Genomic DNA, 23,270 nt, shown 5'->3' on the forward strand with positions numbered 1-23,270 from the left:
CACCGGTGATGGCTATTTAACGTCGCCCTGATAGACTTCAAACGCACCTGCAAGCCCGGTGTTATCAGGTTCCGTTCAGTGGCGCAGAGGCCCTATGGTGGCAAAAGCGGGGAAAGGACTTTCATTGGCCAGGAGGCTTTATACATCGCGAACCCTGGGCCTGGCCTTGGGATTGTTGTGCGTGAGCACGGCGATGTACCCACTCGACCCGGCTCCGTGGGTGTGGGGGCTGATGCTGTTCAACGGCGTGTTGTGGCCGCACGTTGCCTATCAATGGGCGCGTCGGGCCAAGGTGCCGTTTCACGCCGAGCACCGCAACATCCTGGTCGACGCCTTTCTCGGCGGTTTCTGGGTGGCGGCCATGCAGTTCAATCCACTGCCCAGCGTTGCAACGCTGTCGATGATGGCGATGAACAATGTCGCCATTGGCGGCTTGCGATTCCTGCTGGTGGGCGCCGTCGCGCAAATACTCGGGATGGGAGTGGGGTGGCTGGCGTTTACCCCTGCGTTCATTCCGTCGACAACGCCGTTGCAGATGTTCGCCTGCATGCCCTTGCTGATTCTGTATCCCATGGCGCTGGGCTGGATTTGCTTTCGTCAGGCCACCACCCTCGGCCGACAAAAGCGCGAATTGCTGGCGCTGAGTCGCACTGACAGCCTGACTGGCCTGCTGAACCATGGCGCCTGGAAGGATCAACTCGAAGTCGAATTCCAGCGCTGCCAACGCCTACAGCAGGGCGGGGCGATTGCGCTCATCGACATCGACCATTTCAAAGCGATCAATGACACTTACGGCCACGTCGCCGGGGACATCGTGTTGCGCCAGTTGAGTAAAATGCTCAAGCAGAACCTGCGCGCCGCCGATGTGGCCGGGCGTTATGGCGGCGACGAGTTCTGCGTGATACTGCCGGACATGCCGTTGAACAGTGCCGCCGCGACGATGGAAGCCTTGCGCGACCGCTTTGCCACGTTGGGTTACGAGCAGAGCCCGGCGTTGAAAGTCAGTTTAAGTATTGGTCTGGCGGCTTTCAGTTCGGCGCATACCGATGCGACTTTATGGCTTAACGATGCGGATCAGGCGTTGTATGAAGCCAAGACCACGGGCCGCAATCGCGTGATCTGCCGCACCAATGGCAAGCCGTATCGCGAATTGCTCGATCCGGTCTGACCCTTCGGCCACGGGTTCGTGTGTGTTGCATTCGGTCTAGAGCCTTGCGTCGTAGTCAGTTAGGGTGTTTTTGACCCCGACACGAAACAAGGACCGATTCATGACGCTCCATCTCCCTCGCTCCCTGCTGGCCACCAGTCTGACCCTCGCCCTCGGCGCCTTCGCTCCTGCAGCCTTCGCCGAACCCCACAAACAAGTCCTCGCCGATGCCGAGCAATACAAGGGTGAAGCCCTGAAACTGCTGGAGCGGCTGGTCAATATCGACTCCGGTTCCGGCTATGAGCCCGGCCTGACGCAAGTGCGTGACATCGCCACCGATGAACTGAAAAAGCTCGGTGCCACCATCGAACGGGTGCCCAACACACCCGACAAAAGCAGCCACGTGATCGCGACGCTGAAAGGCACTGGCAAGGCGAAAATCCTGCTGATGGCGCACATGGACACCGTCTTCAAGGAAGGCTCCGCCGACGAGCGCCCGTTCCACATCAAGGACGGCCGCGCCTATGGGCCGGGCGTGATGGATGACAAGGGCGGCATTGTCGCCGGGATCTATGCGCTGAAAGTCCTGAAAAACCTCGACTTCAAGGACTACGCGCAGATCACGTTCCTGCTCGACGCCAGCGAAGAAACCGGCTCCGACGTCGCCACCGACCTGATCAAGAAAACCGCCAAGGCCCACGACGTGACCCTCAACCTCGAACCGGGCCGCCCGGCGGATGGTTTGGTGGTGTGGCGCAAAGGCAGCGCGACGGCGGTGGTGGAAGTCAAAGGCAAAGCTGCTCACGCCGGTGTCGCACCCGAATTGGGGCGCAACGCGGCCATGGAAGCCGCGCATCAGATTCTGCAACTCGGCAAGTTGGGCGATGAAGAGAAGAAAACCACCATCAATTTCACCGTGCTCAAGGCGGGCGACCGAACCAATGTGATCCCGGACCAGGCCACGGCCAAGGCTGACGTGCGGGCGGCAGTGCCGGAAGAATTCGAGCGGATCGAGAAGGATCTGGCGCGGGTTTCCAAGGACAAGCTGATTGCGGATACCGAAGTCACCACCACCCTTCAGCGCGGGTTACCACCGATGCCGCAGACGGCGGAGTCCGATCGGTTGATGGCCATGGCGCAGGGTATTTACGGAGAAATTGGTCGCAAGTTGACCGAGGAAGGCAGCGGCGGGGCAGCAGATGCCAGCCTGTCGGCCAGTGTGGGCACGCCGACGCTGGATGGGTTCGGGATTGTCGGCGGGAATATCCATACGCCTGAGGAGTACGCCGAGGTTGAAAGCGTGGCGCCGCGGATTTATCTGTTGTCGCGGATGATTATGGAGTTGACCAAGCAGTAAGCCGCACGATCTTACCCTGTGGCGAGGGAGCTTGCTCGCGCTGGACTGCGCAGCAGGCCCATTCTTTGGGGTCGCTTCGCAACCCAGCGGGAGAAGCTCCCTCGCCACAGGTTTTTTTGGGTGTCGGTGAAATAGCGTTCCGTCCATCGTCGGGCAACGATCATCATGTGGCGCACAACTTTCCAAGACGTTTCCTACAACGTACCCTGTTGCCGCGTTTCGGTATCGACCCCTATAGTTCGGGCTCGCGGAAATTACCGCGAACGACCTTGGCCGGTCGGATACAGGAACGTCCAGCTACCTAGCACCGTTCAGGCGATCTTCACCTGAAACATCGTGTTATGGCGGCTGTGCGTGGGACACCTTCGGGTGTGCCGGAGTCCTGTAACCGGTCGGCCAACCCGCGTACGGCTGCCACCTTCGTTTGGCCGCGAAAGGTGGTTGCTCTAATTACAGGAGTTACAACCATGCACGACCAAGTAATGCCTCGTTACCTCCCCATCGACACCTACGACGCCGAAAGTCCGGTGCTCTTCATCAATACCCACAAAGAACTCAGCGACCTCGCAGCCTGCGCGGCGCATCGCTTTTCCGTGGTTCGTGATCTCGCGGACACCTTGTCCAGCCTTGGCCTCAAAGGGATTTCAGACTGTGATCTGACGCGTGTCACCGGGGCGGTGCATCTGCTGATGCGTGAAGGGTGCGCGATTCTGGATGTGGTCCGGGCACGGGCGTTGCAGCGGGAGGAGGGGTTCAAGACTGCAATCTAGCGGTGTTGCGACCGGCCCCATCGCGGGCAAGCCACGCTCCCAAAGGGCAATGCGTTTCAAATGTAGGAGCGTGGCTTGCCCGCGATGGGGCCTAGACCGGCAATACAGCTAAACGGGCGAAACCATCACTCCTTCACACGCATAAACTCTTCCGCCCAACGAATGTAATCCTCAGGCTGCGTATACGTATGCGTCAGTTCCGTAGCGCTCAAGTCTGACGCCTGGGTAAAGATCTGCCGCTGCTCGCGCAAGCTGTCGTACGTCGCCTTGATCGCCGCGAAGTAAGCGCCATGCCCATCAATGGTCACCCGCACGCCCAGTTCGGCCAGGCGTTTGTCGTCACGCAGCGCCGGATTGCCGTAGGTGACCAGCATCAGCGGCACGCTCAGGTGCTCGGCGATTTTTTCCAGTTGGTCGAAGTCCTGCACGCCCACCATGCAGATCCCGTCCGCCCCGGCGGCCTGGTATTGCTGGGTGCGGCTGATGATTTCCTGGATGGGCAGGATGCCGGCGTTGGTGCGGGCGATGATCGCCATTTCCGAATCAACCCGGGCTTCCAGCGCGGCGCGGATCTTGCCCACGCCTTCCGCGACCCCGATCAGGTCGGTGGATTTACGGCCGAATTGTGCCGGCAACAGGGTGTCTTCGATGGTCAGTGCGGCGATGCCGGCGCGTTCGAGTTCGACGATGGTGCGCATTACGTTGAGCGCGTTGCCGTAGCCATGGTCGGCGTCGGCGATGACCGGCAATTGCGCGACGCGGCCAATGCGGGTGGCCTGTTCGGCGAACTCGCTGAGGGTGATCAACGCAAAGTCGGGGGCGCCCAGCACCTGCAACGATGCGACGGAGCCGCCCAGAATCCCCACTTCAAAACCCAGGTCAGCGGCAATGCGGGCTGACATCGGGTCGAAGACCGAAGCCGTGTGATAGCAGGTGCTGGAAGCGAACAGTTCGCGGAAGTTACGGCGCAAATCTTGATGGGAAAGCCTGGACATACGAGTTCCACCACTGCAATTGAATGGAAGGGCTTGAGCAAAAGTGTCAACGCCGAAGGAACAAAAGGCTATCACGCTGGCGGTGGAATAATGATGACGAATTTGCAGCGGCGCGGAGTCTTTTTAATCAGAAACGCCTCTGAATTCATAAAAAGGTGCAGACCTTTGTCAGTCTGCAGCCTTGCTGATGCGTTTAACGAGCAGGTTTCAGCCTTGGGCCGGCACGCTCCAGATTTTCTTGATTTCGTGGATATTGCCCACGTTGAAGCGAATGGTCATGCTGCCGCAAGGCGAAGCCAGCGTACTCTTGACCGGCGTGTTGATCACGTTGGTACCTGCACGCAGCAGTGGGGTTTCATTCCAGTTTTTCATCAGCTTGTTCATAGGTTTTTCCTTTTATTTTCATTGGGGTAACGAATGGCTACCGTTATTAAGCAGTGACAGCGAATCTTCAAAGAATGCTGTTTCCTGCTTTGCAATACCGGGATAAGTCGGTCTGTAGTTTTCATCGAAGCACCAGGCTTCTTCGTTTCGCTCCGACCGTAGAGGATGAATAAGTAGACTCAACGATGCGGACATTAGGTTGGGTGGAAGCTGCCTATGTATTTCTTTCAGTGGAGGCATGTGCAGGACTTCGCCCGGTGCGAGTTTAAGCACTCGCTCTTCACCGAGTATTGGAATTGTTCCGGCACGAATCGGTGTGTCATCAAGTATTTCGCGAATGACCGTTGTATACCCGTCGCCGCTGTAACCCACGGCATACATTTCAAAATCGTGGGTGTGATTCAAGTCATAGATAAATGTTTCGCTTTCGTCTTGGGACGAGACCGGCGACCAAAAACCCAATCGAACAGTAAACAGGTCGTTGTAATGCAGTACAAAGGCGTAGGCGCTGTAAAGACTATTTTTTGTGCTGAAACCCTCTTGTTGAACGGTGTTGTAAAGATGCTCGCTCAACAATCTACGGTTGGTAGCCAGTCGACGAAGGTCCTCTATTATTTTTGACGTGTCTCGCTCCAGATCGTACGCCAACACACGCTCAACAAACGTCTGCAATTTCATGCCACTTCACTTTGCTGGTCGAGTAAATAGTTCAGGCGACTGTTTTGCAGGTTTCTCAACAGTGGCACGAAATTCAGTGCGGTTTGCGGATTGGTTTGCTGTATCACCTGAAAGGCTTTCCAGGCGACGGCGGGGTGATAGTGATAAATCAATTCTTCGGCCACTTTGACGGCCCCTGGATCCTGTGCGGCTTCGAGTAACTCAAGACTCACCAGATAGCGTGCGGCACTGTCGTCATGGGGGAACCAGGCGACTTTGCAGCGTGTGGCACGATCAAATACCCCGATGTCTGCACTTCTGTCCGGCAGGTTGATACTGCCAATAAAGGCCACGTGCCCGTCGCCTGTTGGGTTGCTGTCGAACAGGACCTTCGTGCCGTCGATGAATAAAGGGTTGTTCGCGTCGACAATGACCTGCTGTCCAATGATCAGATGGCTGGCTTCTACCCCAAAGAGCTGGACAGGAAATGACTGGTCGTTGATGGCAAATAAAACGCTCTTGCCTGGAACGGTGTACAACAGGGGGGAAGGCGATGCGCGATCAGGTACTTTGAGACTAATGTTCCCATTTTTGTTGCAGTACAGTGTCAATGTTCCGGTATGGGTGTTTGTTGACTTCATGATCGCTGCACCTTTAGAGGTGTCATGGAGCTGATCGGATTGGTTGTGCAGCAAACTGACTAGGTTATGAATGTCGGCGGATGTGTTCAGCGTTTTTAAAGTTGTTATCAGTTCGTCGGGTGATAAGGCGTCGTTTAAAAGTGTTGTGATCATGAAATAGCCTGCTTCGTATTTATTTCCAAGCTCAGGCGATCAGGTGGCGGAGTTGCTCGATGTGTCTGGCACTTCCGCCCGCTGCCAATATTTCTTTATTTCGTGAATGTTTCCGATATTCAGGCGGGGTGTTGTTCCCCAGCAATTGATGCTGCTGTTTGTTTGTGTGGGGGTGTTAATCATATTTGTGGCTGCGCAAAATGTCGGGGTGTCAGACCAGTTTCCTGTCAGTTTTTGCATGGTTGGCTCGTTTGATGTGGTTGGTGTGTGTTTTTAGTATGGGGAGGGCGACTTCCAAAGGCAATTTAGTAGTTGTTAGTTGATGTTGTCAGTTGTTATTGGATGTTTTCAAAGGGGCAGATACCGTAATGGCGAAACACTGTTCTTATATCGATTGTTACACCGAGGCCGCACGATTACGCAGCCACCGCCTGCTGCTGTTGCCTCAACAAAGGCACCGCACGCACCGAATTACCGGGTTGCAGTTGCAGGCGTTTGGCGGTGAGGCGGTCGACGATCAGGCTGTTGCCGATCATGCGCGCCTTGGCAACGGTGATGCGGCAGTTTTCCAGGCGGCGGTTGTGGATCAGCCACACCGGTGCCTGTTCGTCGGGTGTGCCAATGGCCAGTACCAGCGCCTGGCTGTCGCGCACGGTGCGGATTTTCGCCACCGGCGCTTCAATCACCGGCCCGGCGTCGAAGATGTCGATGTAACCCTGGTGGGCAAAACCCTCGGCATTGAGGATTTTCATCGCCGGTTCGGTGTTCGGGTGCGCTTTGCCGATCACTGCCTGGGCCTGTTCCGTCAGCAGGCAGGTGTAGAGCGGTTGGCGCGGCATCAGTTCGGCGATGAACGACTTGCTGCCCAGCCCCGACAGGTGGTCGGCGTGGCTGAATTCCTTTTTGAAGAAGTGCCGGCCCAGGCTGTCCCAGAAGGGCGAACAGCCATGCTCGTCGGCGCTGCCACGCAGTTCGGCGATGAGTTTGTCGCCGAACAGCTGCGGGAATTCGGCGACGAACAGCAGACGCCCCAGCGACAGTAAGCGACCGTTCGTACCCTGGCGTTGATCGTGGCGCAGGAACAGCGAACACAGCTCCGATTGGCCGGTCATTTCGTTGTTCAGAAACAAGGTCGGAATCTGCCGCTGTATCCCAAGATCCGGCGAAGAACTGACCGTCAGCCCCACCCGATAGTTGTACCAGGGTTCACGCAGGCCCACGGCCCCAGCCATTGCACTGACGCCGACCACTTGCTGATCGTCATCTTCCAGCACAAACAGGTAATCGGCATCCGCACGCTCCACCTGTTCGGCGAACGTCCGCTGGGCCCAGCGCACTCGGTGGGTCAGGCGATCTTCGTTGGCTGGCAGGGTGGTGAACCCGGGGCCGGCCTGTTGCACCAGATCCATCAAGGCGGGCAGGTCGGTGACGCGAACCGGGCGGACGATCATGATGCAGCTCCTTCTTCGCGCCAGTTCGGGCGCTGTCGTTGGGCACGGGGCCGGGTGATGCTCACAGGGCGATCAGCCGGATCGGGCTGCCATCGGTCACGTTCAGTGCCTGGCACATCTCGGTGCTCAACCCCACCGGTTGCCCGGTTTGAACATCCAGTTCGACGACGATCGCGCGATAGCCTTCGAGCGCATCGTTGCTCACCAGGTAGCGACCGCGTGCATCGATGGATGAGCGCAGTTGCACCGTGCCGGTCTGGCTTTGGGTGATGGAGAGCACGTTCGAGGTGCGCGCATACAGGGTCGGGCCACCGTCGAACAGGTCGATGTAGCTGTTGGTTTCAAAGCCTTCGCGTTCAAGAATATCGAAGGCCTCCTGGCCGTCCGGGTGAATCCGGCCAATGCAGTCCTGTGCCGCCTGAGGCAGCATCGGCACGTAGATCGGGTACTGCGGCATCAGCTCGGCGAGGAAGGTCCGGGTTTCCAGGCCGCACAGCCGTTCGGCCTCGGTGTAAGGCAGGTCGAAAAAGTGTTTGCCCACCGCGTCCCAGAATGGCGATTGCCCCTCATCGGTGCTGTAGCCGACGATTTCAGTGATGACCGCGTCGGCAAAGCGCTGCGGATGGGCGGCGATGAATAACAGCCGTGCCCGTGACAGCAACTGCGAAAATGCAGTGCGCACCAGCGCGGTATCGATGTGGAAGCCGCGCAGTAAGGTGTGACCGTTGAGGTCCTGGCACAGCGACAGCGCCGGCACGCCATGTTCGATGTTCAGTTCCCGGGAAGCGCTGTTGAAATTGCGGTTGCGCAAGCTGTAGAAAGGCTCGTTGAACCCGGCGGTGGCCAGGAGCTCCGAACAACCCACCAGGCGCTTGACCGCCAGGTCCTCCAGCACGAAGAAGTAATTTTCCGGACCCTGTGCCTCAACGTCTTTTTCGAATGAGGCGCAGGAATCGATAATCTTCAGGCGCAGGCGTTCGGTGTCGTCGGGCAACGACGTAACGCCCACCAGGCTGTCGCGCGCCAGTTGTTGCAACTGGGGCAGATCGGTTAACTCGACTGGGCGTAAGACCAGCATGGCTGCACTCCTTGTATCAAAGGGTTCGGTGATTGGCACCGAACCTGACGGTCACTGTCGGTTTCCACGCTTGATTGTCGCGACGATGATAAAGCCAACCGCCGGACAGAGGCTGCGATGGGGGGGCGCAAACATCCTTATTGTTCCTCCAGCAGATGGGTGTCGAATTCGCCGCGCAGGGCGTCGATGCCTTCCAGGCGCTCGGCAAGGTCAGCGCTGCGCAAGGTCAGGCAGGCAATCAACGCCTCCACCTGGGCCAGCGCGGGCACCAGGGTGTCGAATGCCGACACCGACTCCACTGGCGCACTGATGATCAGGTCCGCCATCTCGCGCAGCGGTGAAGCATAGATGTCAGTAAACAGCACCACTCGGGCGTATTGATTCTTGACGGCGCTGGTCAAGCGCAAGGTTCGCGACTGGTAGCGGCGGTAGTCGAACACCAACACCACGTCTTGGCGTTGCACGTCGAACACGTGGTCCGGCAGTTGAGCGTTGTCTTCCAGGGCAAAACAGCCGGGTCTCAGCAGCCGCAGGTGGTTGAGCAAATAGTGGGCGAGGAAACTGCTGAAACAGCCGCCAAAGCAATGCACCTGATGGCGCGTGTCGAGCAGCCACTCGACGAGTATCCGGATGTCTTCGGGCTGCGTCAGTGCATGGGTATCTTCCAGCGCTCGATGGCTGTGCTCCAGAGAGTGACTCCAAGTATCGCCTTTAGGCAAATCAGGGCGAGGTTGCAACTGGGCGCTGGGCGACCGCCAGCGGTGGTCCATTTCACTGAGCAGGGCATTCTGGAAATCGGCATAACCGCTGAAGCCCAGTTTTTTCACCAGCCGTACGATGGTGGGATCGCTGACCCCGGCATGTTCGGCCAAGCGAGACATCGGGCCAAGACCGTTACGCGGGTACTGGTCCAGCAAGGCACGGATGACCTTGCGTTCCGACGGCGTCAGTTCCAGGCCGGCATCGGTAATCAGGTCTCTCAAAACAGGCATCCGGGCTCCTTGCTGGATGGGTGTGTCGGTTTCATTTCATTAATTGCCAAAAGAGTATTTATGTAGCGGACTCTACATGTCTAGTGAATTTTCCCATGCTTTTTCCAGGCCCCAAAACAGAGCGAAACCTGCGTGTTACAGGGGCTACATGGTAGTCGACAATGCTTGTAGGCTATCGCCCATAACCATGTCGGAGATTGCCGAATTTCACCGGTCCGTTGAAGGGGCAAGCCAGGCGTGCCGGTTGAAAGGAAACGCCCTGGACCGGGCTTCTTGCGGCACAATCTGATAAATATCGTCGGCGCATTGCCGTTTTCCGTTTGATCGCCAGGGTGTTTATCCGTGCAAACAACCCGTTTGACCTTGATTTGTCACGCTCGAACCGTCTCACAGAAATTGGCGTATTTTCCTACGAATGAACCGCTGGAAATGGATTGGCAATCGGCGAAGGGTTCGCGTCGTCACGCATTCAAAGGGACGCCACGTTTACTCTGCGGTCCGGAATTGCGGACCCGACAAACGGCCGCACTGTTTGGCGATGAAGTTGAAGTGGTCACCGCCTTGAGTGATTGCGACTTCGGACAGTGGCAGGGCGTACACGTTGATGACCTGCAAACATCACAACCCGAGGCGCTCCAGGCCTGGCTCGATGACCCGACCTCGGCGCCCCATGGCGGTGAGTCGGTGGCGCAACTGGGTCAGCGCGTGGCGCAGTGGCTACACACCCTTGAGGCAAGTGCGGGGCATGTTGTTGCGGTCACCCATCCGTTTGTCATTCGCGCTGCGCTCACCCAGGTATTGCAGGCTGCGGCGTTCAACCAGATCGACGTTGAACCGCTGTCAGCCATTGAGTTGCGGTTCACCGGCCGCTGGCGTCTACGCTTGCTCGGCACTGATGCCCAAGGAGTGCTCTGATGAGAAAACTGTTGGTCATCGGCATCGGCGCCGGCAACCCCGACTACGTCACGATACAGGCTGTGAAGGCGCTGAACCTCGTCGATGTGTTTTTCCTGATGGACAAGGGCCCGGACAAACATTCACTGATCGACCTGCGCCGGGATATCTGCGAGCGCTACATCACCGATCACGATTATCGCTTCGTCGAAGCCCACAGCCCCGAGCGTGAGCGCGGTGAAGTGGACTACACGAGCAGTGTCGAAGACCTCAACCTTGCCAAGCAATTGACCTTCGAACGGCTGATCAACGAGGAAATGACTGACGAGCAGTGCGCCGGTTTCCTGGTGTGGGGCGATCCGGCGTTGTACGACAGCACGATCCGGATTTTGCAGGCGATCCTGGCGACGGGTCGCTGTGTGTTCGAGTTCGAGGTGATCCCCGGCATTACCAGCGTCCAGGCGTTGGCGGCGCAGCATAAAGTGCCGCTCAATCGCATCGGTCGCTCGATTGAAATCACCACCGGGCGCCGGTTGGCGGCGGGGCAGGTGGGTGAGGTGGACAGTGTGGTGGTGATGCTGGATGCGCAGGATGCCTACCGTCAGGTGGCCGATGCTCAGACCGAGATTTACTGGGGGGCTTATTTGGGAACGCCGGATGAGATTTTGATCAGCGGCAAGCTTGAAGAGGTCGCGGATGAGATTGAGCGGGTGCGCAAGGCGGCTCGGCTGGCGAATGGGTGGATTATGGATACCTATCTGCTTCGTAAGCCTTGAGATCAGCGGTGTTTGAGCCGACGCCTTCGCGAGCAAGCCCGCTCCCACATTTAACCGAGATCCCCCAGAGGAATGCGGTCTAATGTGGGAGCGGGCTTGCTCGCGAAGGGGCCTTAAAAGCCACCTTAGATTATCGCTTTGACCCCACGCCCAAACCGCTCCCGATACACCGACGGCGGCACACCCACCACCCCTCGAAACGCCACCCGAAAACTCTCCACCGACCGATACCCGCACTGCTCGGCAATCTGATCTGTGTTCTGCCCGGTGCTCTCCAGCAACGCTCGGGCCCGGGCCAATCGCTCATGCTGCAACCACGCTTTGGGTGGCATCCCGGTGGCCTCGGTAAACCGACGCAGAAATGTCCGCTCACTCATCGCCGCTTCGCTCGCCAGTTCACGAACCTCCAGCGGTTGATGTAAACGCTCTCGCGCCCATTGCATGACGCGTGACACATCGCTGCGCGGCGTCGGGCTGACCGGTGTCGGAATAAACTGCGCCTGGCCGCCGGTGCGTTGCGGCGACATCACCAGCCGTCGCGCCACCGAGTTTGCCACCTGCGTGCCGAAATCCCGTGCCACCAGGTGCAGGCAGGCATCGATCCCCGCCGCGCTGCCGGCCGAGGTGATCAGTTGGCCTGAGTCGACATACAACACTTCCGGGTCTACCAGAATGTGCGGAAAACGCTCCGCCAGTTCAGAGGTGTAGCGCCAATGGGTGGTAGCGCCGCGCCCGTCTAGCAGGCCGGTCGCCGCCAACACAAACACACCGGAGCAGATCGACAGCAATCGCGCACCCCGGGCATGGGCTTTTCGCAGGGCGTCGAGCAGGTGCTCGGGCACTGAGGCGTTACGGTCACGCCAGCCGGGAATGATGATGGTCCGGGCGACTTCGAGCAGCTCCATGCCGCCATCGGCCAGCACCTGAATGCCGCCCATGGCGCGCATCGGGCCTTTATCCACGGCGACAATCCGGTGTTCGTACCACGGGAAGTCGAACTCGGGTCGCGCCAGACCGAAGATCTCCACGGCAATACCGAACTCGAACGTACAGAGGCCGTCGTAGGCCAGAATCGCGACCAATCCAGGGTTGGGATGCATTTGGCGGAAAGTTCCCGGTGAGTGTCTTGTGCGCCACTTTAGCGGCAAGTGACGGGCGGATAAAGTCTTGTCACACCCACCCGCACTTCGGAGTACAGAACATGACCAGCCTGGTTCGCGAAATCCCCGCCGCCCCTTCGGCCATCGCCCTGATGCATTTCAGCAATCGCCTGACCTTCGAAACCGATTGTTCCGACGTCCACGGCAGCCAACAGGCCGGCGAGGTGGACTTTGTGCTGGTGGACGTGCGCGGTCCTTTGGCGTTCGAGCGTGGCCACGTGCCGGGCGCGATCAATATTCCGGGGCGATTGCTCACCGCTGAAGGCCTGGCGGTTTACCCGAAACACAGTTTATTCGTGGTGTATTGCGCGGGTCCACATTGCAACGGCGCCAACAAGGCCGCCGTGAAGCTCGCGGCGCTGGGTTACCCGGTCAAGGAAATGATCGGCGGCGTGACGGGGTGGCTGGATGAAGGGTTTGAGTTGAAGGTGGTGGTGCAGCGTCCGGCCAATGCTGTTATTGGCTGCGAATGCTGACGCACAGCCAACGGTGATCAATTGTGGCGAGGGAGCTTGCTCCCGCTCGGCTGCGAAGCAGTCGTAATCAAGGAGAACGCGGTGTGCCTGATGCACTGCGGTTACCGGTTTTGGGGCCGCTTCGCGACCCAGCGGGAGCAAGCTCCCTCGCCACAAAAGCCCTCTGACCTCAGAGCCTCAAATTCTCGCGTTCAGCGAAGGGTTGAGGACGCCGCCCACCACCCATCCAGCGTCGCCTGCAACCAGTCATAAACGGCTGTGTAAGCGGCGCTGTCGGGTTCACCCCGAGGCAGCGGCGACTCCTCACCAAAGTGCTCATTGAGCATCGCCACCGACTCGGCATTCCACTCCGGATGGAACTGCAACCCCACTCGTGTCGGCCCCACCCGATACATCTGCTGTTCGCATTGCGCGCTGCTGGCGAGCAATTGCGCGCCGGGCGGGAGATCGATCGCGTCTTCGTGCCACTCCAGCACCTTCAATCGCTGGCCATCGGCGAACGTCACCTCAGTCCAGCCGGTTTCGGTTTGATCCATCCGCCGCACCTGTCCGCCCAGACTCAACGCCAGTAACTGCGCCCCCAGACAAATCGCAAACACCGGAGCACCCTGATGCAGGCTGCCCGCCAGCCACTGCCGTTCAGCTTCCAGCCAGGCCGGCCCGGCATTGGATTCATAAGGCCCGCCCAACACCATCATCGGTGCCGCATTCACGGGCGGCAACTGGCCAAGGTCGGCGCGAAAGATGTTCAGCGTCAGTCCCCGGGACATGGCCCAGTCAGCAATCGCTCCGGGTCCTTCGGCGGGATGGTGCTGGATCAGATTCAGTGTTGGCATCAGGATTTCTCTGTCGTTTTTTGCGCGTAGGGTTTGTCTGAAAAAGGAGCTTGTCCTACAGTCTGTGCACCGCCGTGGCGCACACTTCAAGGGACTCCATTACACGAGCCACTTTTATGTAAGTATTTGTCGCTTAAACACAATTTGCCCATTTGAAGCCACTCTAGACTGCCGGCCTCTTCGGTTTTCACCGGCCGAATGCCAATCGTAAGCTGCCAATAAAAGTCTCCGCACACGGGAGTTATAAATGAAAAAGCTAGTGATGTTCGGTGCCCTGGCACTGTCGATGTTGTCCCTGACCGCTGTGGCCGAAGACGCCAAGCCGATCCGCATCGGTATTGAAGCCGGTTACCCGCCATTCTCGATGAAAACCCCTGACGGCAAACTGACCGGTTTCGACGTGGACATCGGCGATGCGCTGTGCGAGCAGATGAAAGTCAAATGTACGTGGGTCGAGCAGGAATTCGACGGCCTGATCCCGGCATTGAAAGTGAAGAAAATCGACGCGATCCTGTCGTCCATGACCATCACTGATGACCGCAAGAAGAACGTCGATTTCACCATCAAGTACTACCACACGCCGGCGCGCTTCGTGATGAAGGCAGGCACCGACGTCAAGGACCCGCTGACCGATCTCAAAGGCAAGAAAGTCGGTGTACTGCGCGCCAGTACCCACGACCGCTTCGCCACCGAAGTGCTGGTGCCGGCCGGCATCCAACTGGTTCGCTACGGCTCCCAGCAAGAAGCCAACCTGGACATGGTCTCTGGCCGCGTTGACGCGCTGCTGGCCGACTCGGTCAACCTGGACGACGGTTTCCTGAAAACCGACGCCGGTAAAGGTTTCGCCTTCGTAGGCCCTGAGTACAACGATCCGAAGTACTTCGGTGGCGGCGCCGGCATTGCCGTGCGCAAGGGCGATACTGCCCTGGCCGATCAGTTCAACGCGGCGATCACCGAAATCCGCGCCAACGGCAAGTACAAGCAAGTGCAGGACAAGTACTTCAAGTTTGACGTTTACGGCGAGTAATCACGCCGTTCAAAAAAGTGGCAACCGTTGACGCGGTTGCCATTTTTTTTGTGCATTCTCTAGCAACAGAGAACCCTGTGGGAACGAGCCATTGTGGCGAGGGGGCTTGTCGGAACGCCGCATCGCCCCGTTGGGTTGCGAAGCGGCCCCAGCGTTTCAGCGATAAACCGCGTTTACGACTGCTTCGCAGCCGAACGGGGGCAAGCCCCCTCGCCACAAAGGCTCTTCCCTCAGGTGATTTTCACCACCGTTCAGGCATCAGGAGTTCACCATGCAACGCATCGACCATTCACTGCCCTGGAGCCACCTGGGCACCGAACGTACCCTCAGCGTATTTCGTTACGGCGCGGGCACGCGCAAGGTCTACATCCAGGCCAGCCTGCATGCGGACGAACTGCCGGGCATGCGCACGGCGTGGGAGTTGAAGAAGCGCTTGGCTGAACTGGAAACCCAAGGCCAACTGCAAGGCGTGATCGAACTGGTGCCGGTGGCTAACCCGATCGGTCTGGATCAGCACCTGCAAGGCAGCCACATGGGCCGCTTTGAACTGGGCAGCGGCAAGAATTTCAACCGCTCGTTTGTCGAGCTCAGCGCACCGGTAGCCGCGTTGATCGGTGACCAATTAGGCGATGATGCGCAGGCCAACATTGCCCTGATTCGCCAGACCATGGGCCAGGTGCTTGACGGTCTGCCGGCACCGGCCTCGCAACTTGAAGCCATGCACCGCTTGCTGTTGCGCCATGCGTGCGATGCCGAGATAACCCTCGATCTGCATTGTGATTTCGACGCGGCGATTCATATCTATGCCTTGCCGCAGCACTGGCCGCAGTGGCAATCCCTGGCGGCGCGGTTGAAGGCTGGCGTGGCGTTGTTGTGTGAAGATTCCGGTGGCAGTTCGTTCGACGAATCCTGTTCTTCGCCGTGGTTGCGTCTGGCGCGGGCGTTTCCTGACGCCGCCATTCCCCCGGCCAACCTGGCGACGACGTTGGAGTTGGGCAGCATGGGCGACACGCGGGTTGATCAGGCACAGGCCAACTGCGAGGCCATCCTCGGCTTCCTGGCCGAGCAGGGATTCATCAAGGGCGACTGGCCGGCGGCACCGAGCGAATGCTGTGAAGGCATGCCGTTCGAAGGCACTGAGTACCTGTTCGCGCCGCATCATGGAGTGGTGAGTTTCCTGCGCGACGCTGGTGAATGGGTGGAGCGCGGTGATGCACTGTTTGAAGTGGTAGACCCGTTGAATGACCGGGCGACCACCGTGCGCGCCGGGACCAGCGGCGTGTTGTTTGCGATTGATCGCGGGCGGTATACGCAGCCGGGGACGTGGCAGGCGAAAGTGGCGGGGCGTGAGCCGATTCGGGTGGGCAAGCTCATCAACGACTGATCCGGAGTCTCTGATGCCTCATAGGGCCCCTTCGCGAGCAAGCCCGCTCCCACATTTGACCGAGGCAACACTGATCAAATGTGGGAGCGGGCTTGCTCGCGAAGGCGGCATCAGCAACATCCAACCCCCCGGCAAGCCTCACAGTGCTAGGCTCCCTCCCGAATCCTGCTCCCTGTAAAGGAAGGCCAATGTTGAAATTTCTCGCCATGCTGATGCTTCTGGCATCCGCCACGGTCCACGCCCAAACCCCGCTACAGACCGATCTGCCCCTCAAGTACCTGGAACAAACCAACGCTGCGTCGCAACACCAGCCACTGGTGATTTTCCTCCACGGTTACGGCAGCAACGAGCAGGACTTGTTCGGCATCAAGGATGATCTGCCCGCGACTTACACCTACCTGTCAGTGCGGGCGCCGATGACCCTGGAAGAGGGCAGCTACCAGTGGTTTAACAAGAAGGGCGAGGGCGCCTATAACGGCAAGACGGGTGACTTGAAGACCAGCGGCCAGGTCCTGCTGGATTTCATCGCGCAAGCGGCGAAGAAATATCACACCGAACCGGACAAGGTGTTCCTGGTGGGATTCAGCCAGGGCGCGATCATGTCCTACGAAGTGGCGCTGCGTCACCCCGAGGCGGTCGGTGGGATTGCGGCGTTGAGCGGGCGGATTCTGCCGGTGCTCAAATCCGCACTCAAACCGGATGAAAGTCTCCAGAAACTGGCGATCTTCATCGGTCATGGCAAAGAGGACAATCGCCTGCCGTACGAGGACGGTACAGACGCCGACAACCTGCTGAAGAGCCTGTCGCTGAAGCCCGAGTTTCATGGCTACGAAGGACTCGGCCACAACATCAGTGAGGCCGAGATTAATGATCTGAACGCCTGGCTGCAGCGCCTCAATCCCTGAGGTTTATTTGCCGCTGACGATCTGTTTGATCAAGGTTTCGTGTGCGGCCATGTCTCCCGGACGGGAAATCACCTGAACCACCGCCATGCGGTTACCCGACGCCGCCATCAGCGTGGTGTTGAGGGTCATGCCGCCCCCTTGCGTGGCAGTGCTGTCCACTTGACGCAGCCCCAGGCCTGACGCTTTCTGTGTCAGGCTTTTTTCGCTGAGTTTGTTGAAGTCAGGCAAGGCTTTGAGTTGTGCGGCTTCAAAATCGGCGGCCGTGCCATCGAGAAAAGCGCTGTCGTTGTCTTTTACGGTGACGTCTGCCGGCAGGTTGTTTTCCGCGGCGATCACCACGGTCTTGGTGGTTTCGTTGGTGTACATGGTGCCGCTGGCGCCCGACGGGCTGGACGGCAGCGTGTTGGCGGTGAAGCCTTTGGGCAGGGAGAAGGTGAACTTGCCGCCCAGCATCGAGACTTTCTGCGAGGACGAAGGCGCAGCGGCCGTGGTCTTGGCGGCCTGTGCATTCAACGCGCCCAGACTGGCAACCGCCATCAGCAACAGGACAACGGCTTTTTTACTCAACAGTGACATGCAAAAAACTCCAGGGATGATCGCGCTTTGAGGGCGATCATCCCATGGAGTTTGTGCAGCATTCCAGCGCGGCAGCGCTTTACACCTCGCGGCGCGACGGATAGCTGTTGATCACGTCAAGAAACTCGATCCGCCGATCCTCAGCCAGCAACTCCGGCAACAGCGCTTCGTACGCCTGGCGATAGGGCTTGCTCAGGTGATGGGCGATGAAGTCTTCCTTGCTGCAATTCCAGGTTTCGTACAACACCAGGGTGTTCGGGTCGTCCTGCAACTGATGGACCCAGGTGTTGACGAAATCCGGTTCGGCAGACATCTGGTGCACCACCTCCAGCAGCCGTTGCCTGGTTTCGGTGAAACGTTCGGGTTTGGCCGGCAGGTAAACGATAAACGCGACTTGATCACTCATTTCATCACCTTCGAATGCTGGAGTTGGAAGCGGATCTGGACAGTCAGGCCTGGTTTTGCGGGAACAGGTTGCGACGGGTTTCTTCGTCGAACTCGGCCTTGAGCACCAGTTTCTCTTTCAAACCCTGGGCACGCTGGGCGGCAGGGCGGGCGCTGATTTCGTCGAACAGGCGCTTGACGTTCGGGTACGCCGCCAGGCCGTTCTCGCCGAGGATGTACGGCGCGTAGTTGGCCCAGCCCCAGAGCGCCATGTCGGCGATGCTGTAGGTGTCGCCGGCCAGGTATTGATGATCGGTCAGGCGCTGGTCGAGTACGCGGTAGTGACGTTCCACTTCTTTCAGGTAACGGTTTTTCGCGTAAGCCAGGTCTTCCGGCGCGTGGTGCAGGAAGTGCACCGCTTGACCCGAGAAAGGCGACAAGCCGGTGGCGATGAACATCAGCCACGACAGCAGCTCGGCATTCCCCGCAGCGGTGGTTGGCAGGAAGCGCTGATGTTTTTGCGCGAGGTGCAACAGGATGGCCTGGGAGTCGAATACCGTGGCGTCGCCGTCAACGAGTGCTGGAACCTTGGCGTTCGGGTTGATCGCCAAAAAGGCTGGCAGGTGTTGCTCGCCCTTGAAGGTGTCGACGCCGATCAATTCGTAAGGCGTTTGCAGCTCTTCAAGCAGCAGGGCAACTTTCATCGGGTTTGGCGAAGGGTGGAAAAAGAATTTCATGGTGTAGGCCTCAGTCGGGTTGGTTTTGAACTGAGGCTGATGTTGAGGGAAACCTGTTCGATTGACGTACGAGGTTGTTGCTTTACTCGTTCGATGTTATCGAACGTGTTGCGACAGGCTTCTCGGTGTATCGCGTGGTGGCAATCACCGCTCCGCCGATGATCAACAGCGCGGGCACGATCAGGATCGGACCGGCCTGGCTGTCGCTCACGGTGATCAGCAGCAAGGTGGAAATCAGTGGCGCCAGGTAGGAGAGCGCCCCCAACGTCGCCAGACTGCCGTGCTTGGTGGCGTGGTCCCAGGCCAAAAACGCCAGGCCCACCGGTCCCAGGCCCAGGCAGAGGATGGCGGCCCATTGACCGGCATCCGGCCAGACCGTGGTTTCAAACAGCAGATGGCAGATCAGCCCGCCGACGGCCACCAGACCGCAAACGCCACCGATGGTGTTGCTGGGCACGTCGCTGAAGCGTCGATTGAACACCGAATAAACGGCCCAGATCAGCGCACAGCCAAACGCCGCGAGATAGCCGGCCACTGGCATCGCCGCACCCGCCGCCGGTGCGTGTTGCTGCATGATGAAAGCGGTGCCGGCCAGCCCCAGCAGCGCGCCGAGCATCTGCCGCTTGTGCAGTTTTTCCCCGGCCGAGAACGCCGATAGCAGCACCAGCAACAGCGGCCAGAGGTAGTTGATCAGGCTTGCCTCAGCCGCTGGCGCAGCCTTGAGCGCGAAAAAATACAGCGCATGATAGACGAAGATTCCGCTGAACCCGGTCGCCCAAACGGCCCAGGGTTGTCGCCAGCTGCTGAAGCCAGCGATGCCGCGTCGCCCCAGAATGACCACGCTCGCCGCGAAGGCCACGCCGAAACCAAGTGTCATCAGCTGAAAGGGCGGAATACCTTTAGTGAGGGTGGTCAGCAGCGCGAGGCAGGACCAGAGGAATATTGCAATGACGCCGATGGCGGTCGCTGAACGGGCAGTGCGCACGGGAAGCGTAGCGTGATTCATGTCTGGTCCTTCAGCACGGTGAACGGGCGATATCCTGGCCCGCAGCTGTAAAGGAGCTTAGCGGTTGATCGCGGATCTTCCAGGCTCGGTCGTCGGCTTGACCGGGCGTGCCAGCAATTGCCGGGTGACACCGAGCATCGCCACTGACACCGCGACACCGAGGGCAAACGCAGTCAACCCCATGTGCGGCAACGCCAACGCCAACACCAGACAAAACGCCGCGAACGAATACATGCCCGTGGCTGTGGCACGCAGCAACGCGGCGGTAAACGCCGGGCCTCGGGTTTGTTGGGAAAACACCGCCATCACGCTGCCCAATACCGGGAACACCGCGAGCAACCCGCTCCAGCGTTCGCCGACGGTGCTGGCCAGCAGCGTGACGGCGAGGGTGAGCAGGGCGCCGGCAATCATGCGCAGCAGTAATTTATCGGACTTCGGTGCTGGGCCGGACACCAGCGGCTGCACCTTGGGGAACAGGTAAGGTGCGGCGAGCAGCGCAGTCGCAGCGGCGATGACCGAAAACACCAGGGATGGCGGGATCTGCGACAGGATGACAGCCGCCAAGGCCCAGACGGACAGCGAAACCACCAGCGCCAACGGCCAACTGGCGCGCTGGGCAACTTGGGCATAGGTCACGCAGAAGGCAATCATCGCGAACATCGCCGACAACGCGGCCGTCGCCGATTGGGCGGCAAACACTTCACCTTGCTCGATGGCGAGGAAGAACAGAATCGGCCCGACCACCACCGGTAACCCGGACAGCCAGCCGGCCACACTCGGGCCCCAGCGTTTACCGGCCAGGGAAATCAGCAACAGAAATCCGGGAATCACCAGCAGTTTAAGCATCAGCACGCACGCGTCTCCGACCTGAGTGGGGGCGCTAACGTTAGCATTGCGGGCGTAGGATTGCTCCAGGAATTAGGAGATTTTGTATACAAAGCTTGCAGCTCAAATAGTTGTACAAAACCATGCTTTGCGTATAAGTTTTTAGCAGGTGCCCAAGGTGAAGAACGCGATGAACAGACTCCGATTACGCCTGCTCCATGGTGTGTTGTTGCTGGGATTGGCAAGCACCCAGGTCTTGGCCAATTGGCAGGAAGCATTGCCCGGTGCGCAGATTATCGGCACCGGCGATTTTCGGGTGTTCGGGTTCGATGTTTACAACGCTCGGCTCTGGAGTGCGGGACGGCCCTTGTCGCCGGACCAGCCGTTTGCCCTGGAACTGATCTATCAGCGCAGCATTTCCCGAGATGATCTGGTACAGGCCAGTGTCGATGAAATCAAGCGATTGTCCGGCGCCTCGGTCAGCACTGAGCAACTCGATCGCTGGAAGGTGCAGATGCAACAGTCGTTCGTCGATGTAAAAGCCGGCACCCGCATTACCGGCGTTTATTTGCCTGGGCAGGGCGCGCGGTTCTTTGTCGGCCAGCAACCGCAACACGAAGTGAACGACCCGCAATTCGCCCGGGCCTTTTTCGATATCTGGCTCGACCCACGTACACGTAATCCCGAGTTGCGCCAGCAGTTGCTGGGCAGCGCCAAGCCTTGAGGTGCATGACATGCTGAAGAATCTGCTGCTGGTGTGGTGCGTCTGCCTGGCCGGTTGCGGAGTCAATGTGCAGCGCTACAGCGAGCAAAACCCCAAGCTCGATCTACCCGGGTTCTTCGTCGGGCGAGTGGATGGCTGGGGAATGTTCCAGAAGCGCTCGGGCGAGGTGATCAAGCGCTTTCATGTGCTGATCAGCAGCCGAATGGACGGCCAGAACCTGATCATGCATGAAGCCTTTACCTACAGCGATGGCACCAGGCAGACCCGAGTCTGGACGTTGTACCCAGACGGCCCTGGCCGTTGGCGCGGTACGGCCGGCGATGTGGTCGGCGAGTCCCACGGTGAGGTCGCCGGCAACGCGCTGCACTGGCGCTATGAACTCAGCCTGCCGGTGGACGACAAGGTCTACCAAGTGCATTTCGACGACTGGATGTACTTGCTGGACGAAAACACCATGGCCAATCGCTCAGCCATGACCAAGTTCGGTGTTGAGTTGGGTCAGGTGACATTGTTCTTCCGCCGCCACGGCGCCTGATACACGGGTATTTGCCCCTTGGGCGCATGGGCTGAAACCTCTAAGCTGCGCTTTTCGACCTGTCGACGGATGTGTGCGTGAAATTCAGTCTACCCAAAGTCGCCACGGCGCCGTTTTGCCCGCCGGAAGTGGCCGGCACTGTTGCCGTTGATCCGCGCGCTTCATTCTTTAAACGGGTGCTGAGCTTTGCCGGGCCGGGTTTGCTGGTGTCCATCGGCTACATGGACCCGGGCAACTGGGCGACCGCCATCGAGGCCGGTTCGCGGTTTGGCTACAGCCTGTTGTTTGTGGTGTTGTTGGCGAGTCTGGCGGGGATGGTGGTCCAGTGCCTGTGTTCGCGACTGGGCATTGCCACCGGGCGCGACCTGGCGCAATTGTCCCGCGAGCGCTACAGCACGCGCACGGTACGCACGCAGTGGGTGTTGGCGGAAATCTCGATCATCGCCACTGACCTTGCCGAAGTACTTGGCTGTGCGTTGGCGTTCCATCTGTTACTGGGGTGTTCGCTGACGTTTGGTATCGCGCTGACGGCGTTTGACACGCTGCTAGTGCTGGCCCTGCAAAACCGTGGTTTCCGTCGTCTGGAAGCGATCATGCTGGTGCTGGTGAGCACCATCGGCGTGTGTTTCTTCGTCGAATTGCTGTTGATCAAACCTTACTGGCCGGACGTGGCGCGCGGCTTTATGCCGTCACTGTCCGCGATTGGCAATGCCGCGCCGCTGTACCTGGCCATCGGCATTCTCGGGGCCACCGTGATGCCGCATAACCTGTACCTGCACACTTCGATTGTGCAGACCCGAATGATCGGCAAAGACCTGGCCAGCAAGCAGGACGCAGTAAACCTGGCACGCATCGACACCATCGGCTCGCTGGCGTTGGCGCTGCTGGTTAATGCGGCGATCCTGATACTTGCCGCGGCCGCGTTCCACAAGACCGGGCATACCGAAGTGGTGGACATCCAGGACGCCTATCACTTGCTGGATCCGCTGGTGGGCGGGGCGTTGGCGAGCGTGTTGTTCGGCGTGGCGTTGCTGGCGTCGGGGCAGAGTTCGACCTTTACCGGCACCATCGCCGGGCAGGTGATCATGGAGGGTTTCCTGAACCTGCGGATTCCGTGCTGGCAACGGCGCTTGATCACCCGGGGGCTGGCGCTGATCCCGGCATTCATCGGGGTATGGCTGATGGGCGACAGTGCGATTGGCAAGTTGCTGGTGTTGAGCCAAGTGGTGTTGAGTTTGCAATTGCCGTTTGCGTTATACCCGTTGATTCGCATGACCAACGATCACGCGTTGATGGGGACGTTTGTGAATCGCTGGCCTACACGGGTGTTGGCGTGGGGATTGTTTGTGGTGATCAGTGGGGCCAATTCCTGGTTGATCTTCCAGTTTCTGGGGTGACTG

Annotated in this window: 27 protein-coding genes; 12 read left to right on the forward strand and 15 right to left on the reverse strand. The window is 59.1% G+C overall.

The genetic code is table 11. The annotated features are described in order from the left end of the window. Window positions 1-94: 94 nt before the first annotated feature. From EAH78_RS18985 to EAH78_RS18995, 3 genes are all read left to right on the forward strand, one after another. Complete coding sequence (locus tag EAH78_RS18985; protein ID WP_140668883.1) at window positions 95-1,168, forward strand: diguanylate cyclase; 1,074 nt, start codon at window positions 95-97, stop codon at window positions 1,166-1,168. 100 nt (window positions 1,169-1,268) lie between these two features. Further along, window positions 1,269-2,504 (forward strand): M20/M25/M40 family metallo-hydrolase, encoded by a 1,236-nt coding sequence (locus EAH78_RS18990; RefSeq protein WP_140668884.1) that lies wholly within the window; start codon window positions 1,269-1,271, stop codon window positions 2,502-2,504. 467 nt (window positions 2,505-2,971) lie between these two features. Beyond that, the gene (locus EAH78_RS18995) at window positions 2,972-3,274 is read left to right on the forward strand and encodes a hypothetical protein (protein WP_140668885.1); all 303 of its coding nucleotides are present in this window, start codon (window positions 2,972-2,974) and stop codon (window positions 3,272-3,274) included. Between the two features lie 125 nt (window positions 3,275-3,399). Here the strand turns inward: EAH78_RS18995 and EAH78_RS19000 are convergent, their stop codons facing one another. The 8 genes from EAH78_RS19000 to EAH78_RS19030 form a co-directional block, all read right to left on the reverse strand. Continuing rightward, window positions 3,400-4,269, reverse strand: coding sequence for an isocitrate lyase/PEP mutase family protein (locus EAH78_RS19000; RefSeq protein WP_140668886.1), 870 nt, complete (start codon window positions 4,267-4,269; stop codon window positions 3,400-3,402). A 207-nt stretch (window positions 4,270-4,476) separates the two neighbouring features. Further along, entirely contained in the window at window positions 4,477-4,653 is a 177-nt protein-coding gene (locus EAH78_RS32340) for a hypothetical protein (RefSeq protein WP_170219140.1), read from the reverse strand. A gap of 18 nt (window positions 4,654-4,671) precedes the next feature. Further along, window positions 4,672-5,331 carry a transposase gene (locus EAH78_RS19005; RefSeq protein ID WP_140668887.1) on the reverse strand — a complete coding sequence of 220 codons (660 nt, stop codon included), beginning with the start codon at window positions 5,329-5,331 and terminating at the stop codon, window positions 4,672-4,674. Further along, window positions 5,328-6,104 carry a hypothetical protein gene (locus EAH78_RS19010; protein WP_140668888.1) on the reverse strand — a complete coding sequence of 259 codons (777 nt, stop codon included), beginning with the start codon at window positions 6,102-6,104 and terminating at the stop codon, window positions 5,328-5,330. The genes EAH78_RS19005 and EAH78_RS19010 overlap by 4 nt, the downstream gene beginning before the upstream one ends. 39 nt (window positions 6,105-6,143) lie before the next feature. Further along, complete coding sequence (locus EAH78_RS19015; RefSeq protein WP_140668889.1) at window positions 6,144-6,344, reverse strand: hypothetical protein; 201 nt, start codon at window positions 6,342-6,344, stop codon at window positions 6,144-6,146. Window positions 6,345-6,520: 176 nt separating this feature from the next. Next, entirely contained in the window at window positions 6,521-7,555 is a 1,035-nt protein-coding gene (astA, locus tag EAH78_RS19020) for an arginine N-succinyltransferase (protein ID WP_140668890.1), read from the reverse strand. Between the two features lie 61 nt (window positions 7,556-7,616). After that, a complete protein-coding gene (locus EAH78_RS19025; protein ID WP_140668891.1) occupies window positions 7,617-8,633 on the reverse strand; it encodes an arginine N-succinyltransferase in 1,017 nt (338 codons plus the stop codon). Window positions 8,634-8,770: 137 nt separating this feature from the next. Further along, a complete protein-coding gene (locus EAH78_RS19030) occupies window positions 8,771-9,625 on the reverse strand; it encodes a MurR/RpiR family transcriptional regulator (RefSeq protein WP_140668892.1) in 855 nt (284 codons plus the stop codon). 342 nt (window positions 9,626-9,967) lie between these two features. On the opposite strand from EAH78_RS19030, the gene EAH78_RS19035 reads away from it, so the two are divergent. Together EAH78_RS19035 and cobF are read left to right on the forward strand one after the other, a co-directional pair. Next, window positions 9,968-10,540, forward strand: a complete 573-nt coding sequence (locus EAH78_RS19035) for a histidine phosphatase family protein (protein WP_140668893.1) — start codon at window positions 9,968-9,970, stop codon at window positions 10,538-10,540. Continuing rightward, window positions 10,540-11,295, forward strand: a complete 756-nt coding sequence (cobF, locus tag EAH78_RS19040; RefSeq protein ID WP_140668894.1) for a precorrin-6A synthase (deacetylating) — start codon at window positions 10,540-10,542, stop codon at window positions 11,293-11,295. Before EAH78_RS19035 ends, cobF begins: the two co-directional genes overlap by 1 nt. Window positions 11,296-11,420: 125 nt before the next feature. On the opposite strand, the gene ftrA is transcribed toward cobF, so the two are convergent. After that, complete coding sequence (gene ftrA / locus EAH78_RS19045) at window positions 11,421-12,395, reverse strand: transcriptional regulator FtrA (protein WP_140668895.1); 975 nt, start codon at window positions 12,393-12,395, stop codon at window positions 11,421-11,423. A gap of 101 nt (window positions 12,396-12,496) precedes the next feature. On the opposite strand from ftrA, the gene EAH78_RS19050 reads away from it, so the two are divergent. After that, window positions 12,497-12,931 carry a rhodanese-like domain-containing protein gene (locus EAH78_RS19050; RefSeq protein WP_140668896.1) on the forward strand — a complete coding sequence of 145 codons (435 nt, stop codon included), beginning with the start codon at window positions 12,497-12,499 and terminating at the stop codon, window positions 12,929-12,931. Between the two features lie 191 nt (window positions 12,932-13,122). On the opposite strand, the gene EAH78_RS19055 is transcribed toward EAH78_RS19050, so the two are convergent. Further along, a complete protein-coding gene (locus EAH78_RS19055; protein ID WP_140668897.1) occupies window positions 13,123-13,767 on the reverse strand; it encodes a type 1 glutamine amidotransferase in 645 nt (214 codons plus the stop codon). A 247-nt stretch (window positions 13,768-14,014) separates the two neighbouring features. Between EAH78_RS19055 and EAH78_RS19060 the strand changes: the two genes are divergently transcribed. The 3 genes from EAH78_RS19060 (at window position 14,015) to EAH78_RS19070 (ending at window position 17,083) form a co-directional block, all read left to right on the forward strand. Next, on the forward strand, window positions 14,015-14,794 hold the full coding sequence (locus EAH78_RS19060; protein ID WP_140668898.1) for an ABC transporter substrate-binding protein: 780 nt from the start codon (window positions 14,015-14,017) through the stop codon (window positions 14,792-14,794). 271 nt (window positions 14,795-15,065) lie between these two features. Beyond that, window positions 15,066-16,178 carry a succinylglutamate desuccinylase/aspartoacylase family protein gene (locus tag EAH78_RS19065; protein WP_140668899.1) on the forward strand — a complete coding sequence of 371 codons (1,113 nt, stop codon included), beginning with the start codon at window positions 15,066-15,068 and terminating at the stop codon, window positions 16,176-16,178. 188 nt (window positions 16,179-16,366) lie between these two features. Further along, on the forward strand, window positions 16,367-17,083 hold the full coding sequence (locus EAH78_RS19070) for an alpha/beta hydrolase (protein ID WP_140668900.1): 717 nt from the start codon (window positions 16,367-16,369) through the stop codon (window positions 17,081-17,083). A 3-nt stretch (window positions 17,084-17,086) separates the two neighbouring features. On the opposite strand, the gene EAH78_RS19075 is transcribed toward EAH78_RS19070, so the two are convergent. The 5 genes from EAH78_RS19075 to EAH78_RS19095 form a co-directional block, all read right to left on the reverse strand. Then, window positions 17,087-17,659 (reverse strand): hypothetical protein, encoded by a 573-nt coding sequence (locus EAH78_RS19075; RefSeq protein WP_140668901.1) that lies wholly within the window; start codon window positions 17,657-17,659, stop codon window positions 17,087-17,089. Between the two features lie 79 nt (window positions 17,660-17,738). Next, window positions 17,739-18,065 carry a putative quinol monooxygenase gene (locus EAH78_RS19080; protein WP_140668902.1) on the reverse strand — a complete coding sequence of 109 codons (327 nt, stop codon included), beginning with the start codon at window positions 18,063-18,065 and terminating at the stop codon, window positions 17,739-17,741. 43 nt (window positions 18,066-18,108) lie between these two features. Beyond that, the gene (locus tag EAH78_RS19085; RefSeq protein WP_140668903.1) at window positions 18,109-18,780 is read right to left on the reverse strand and encodes a glutathione S-transferase family protein; all 672 of its coding nucleotides are present in this window, start codon (window positions 18,778-18,780) and stop codon (window positions 18,109-18,111) included. 82 nt (window positions 18,781-18,862) lie between these two features. Next, the gene (gene yddG / locus EAH78_RS19090) at window positions 18,863-19,786 is read right to left on the reverse strand and encodes an aromatic amino acid exporter YddG (protein WP_140668904.1); all 924 of its coding nucleotides are present in this window, start codon (window positions 19,784-19,786) and stop codon (window positions 18,863-18,865) included. A gap of 57 nt (window positions 19,787-19,843) precedes the next feature. Beyond that, entirely contained in the window at window positions 19,844-20,638 is a 795-nt protein-coding gene (locus tag EAH78_RS19095) for a hypothetical protein (RefSeq protein WP_140668905.1), read from the reverse strand. A gap of 163 nt (window positions 20,639-20,801) precedes the next feature. Between EAH78_RS19095 and EAH78_RS19100 the strand changes: the two genes are divergently transcribed. The 3 genes from EAH78_RS19100 (at window position 20,802) to EAH78_RS19110 (ending at window position 23,267) form a co-directional block, all read left to right on the forward strand. Next, a complete protein-coding gene (locus EAH78_RS19100; protein ID WP_140668906.1) occupies window positions 20,802-21,335 on the forward strand; it encodes a chalcone isomerase family protein in 534 nt (177 codons plus the stop codon). 10 nt (window positions 21,336-21,345) lie between these two features. After that, the gene (locus EAH78_RS19105) at window positions 21,346-21,870 is read left to right on the forward strand and encodes a DUF3833 domain-containing protein (RefSeq protein ID WP_140668907.1); all 525 of its coding nucleotides are present in this window, start codon (window positions 21,346-21,348) and stop codon (window positions 21,868-21,870) included. Window positions 21,871-21,947: 77 nt separating this feature from the next. Beyond that, window positions 21,948-23,267: an Nramp family divalent metal transporter gene (locus EAH78_RS19110; protein ID WP_140668908.1), complete on the forward strand. Its 1,320-nt coding sequence runs from the start codon at window positions 21,948-21,950 to the stop codon at window positions 23,265-23,267. Window positions 23,268-23,270 lie beyond the last annotated feature (3 nt).

The organism is Pseudomonas arsenicoxydans (genome assembly GCF_006438915.1).
In the GTDB taxonomy this organism is placed as follows: domain Bacteria; phylum Pseudomonadota; class Gammaproteobacteria; order Pseudomonadales; family Pseudomonadaceae; genus Aquipseudomonas; species Aquipseudomonas arsenicoxydans_A.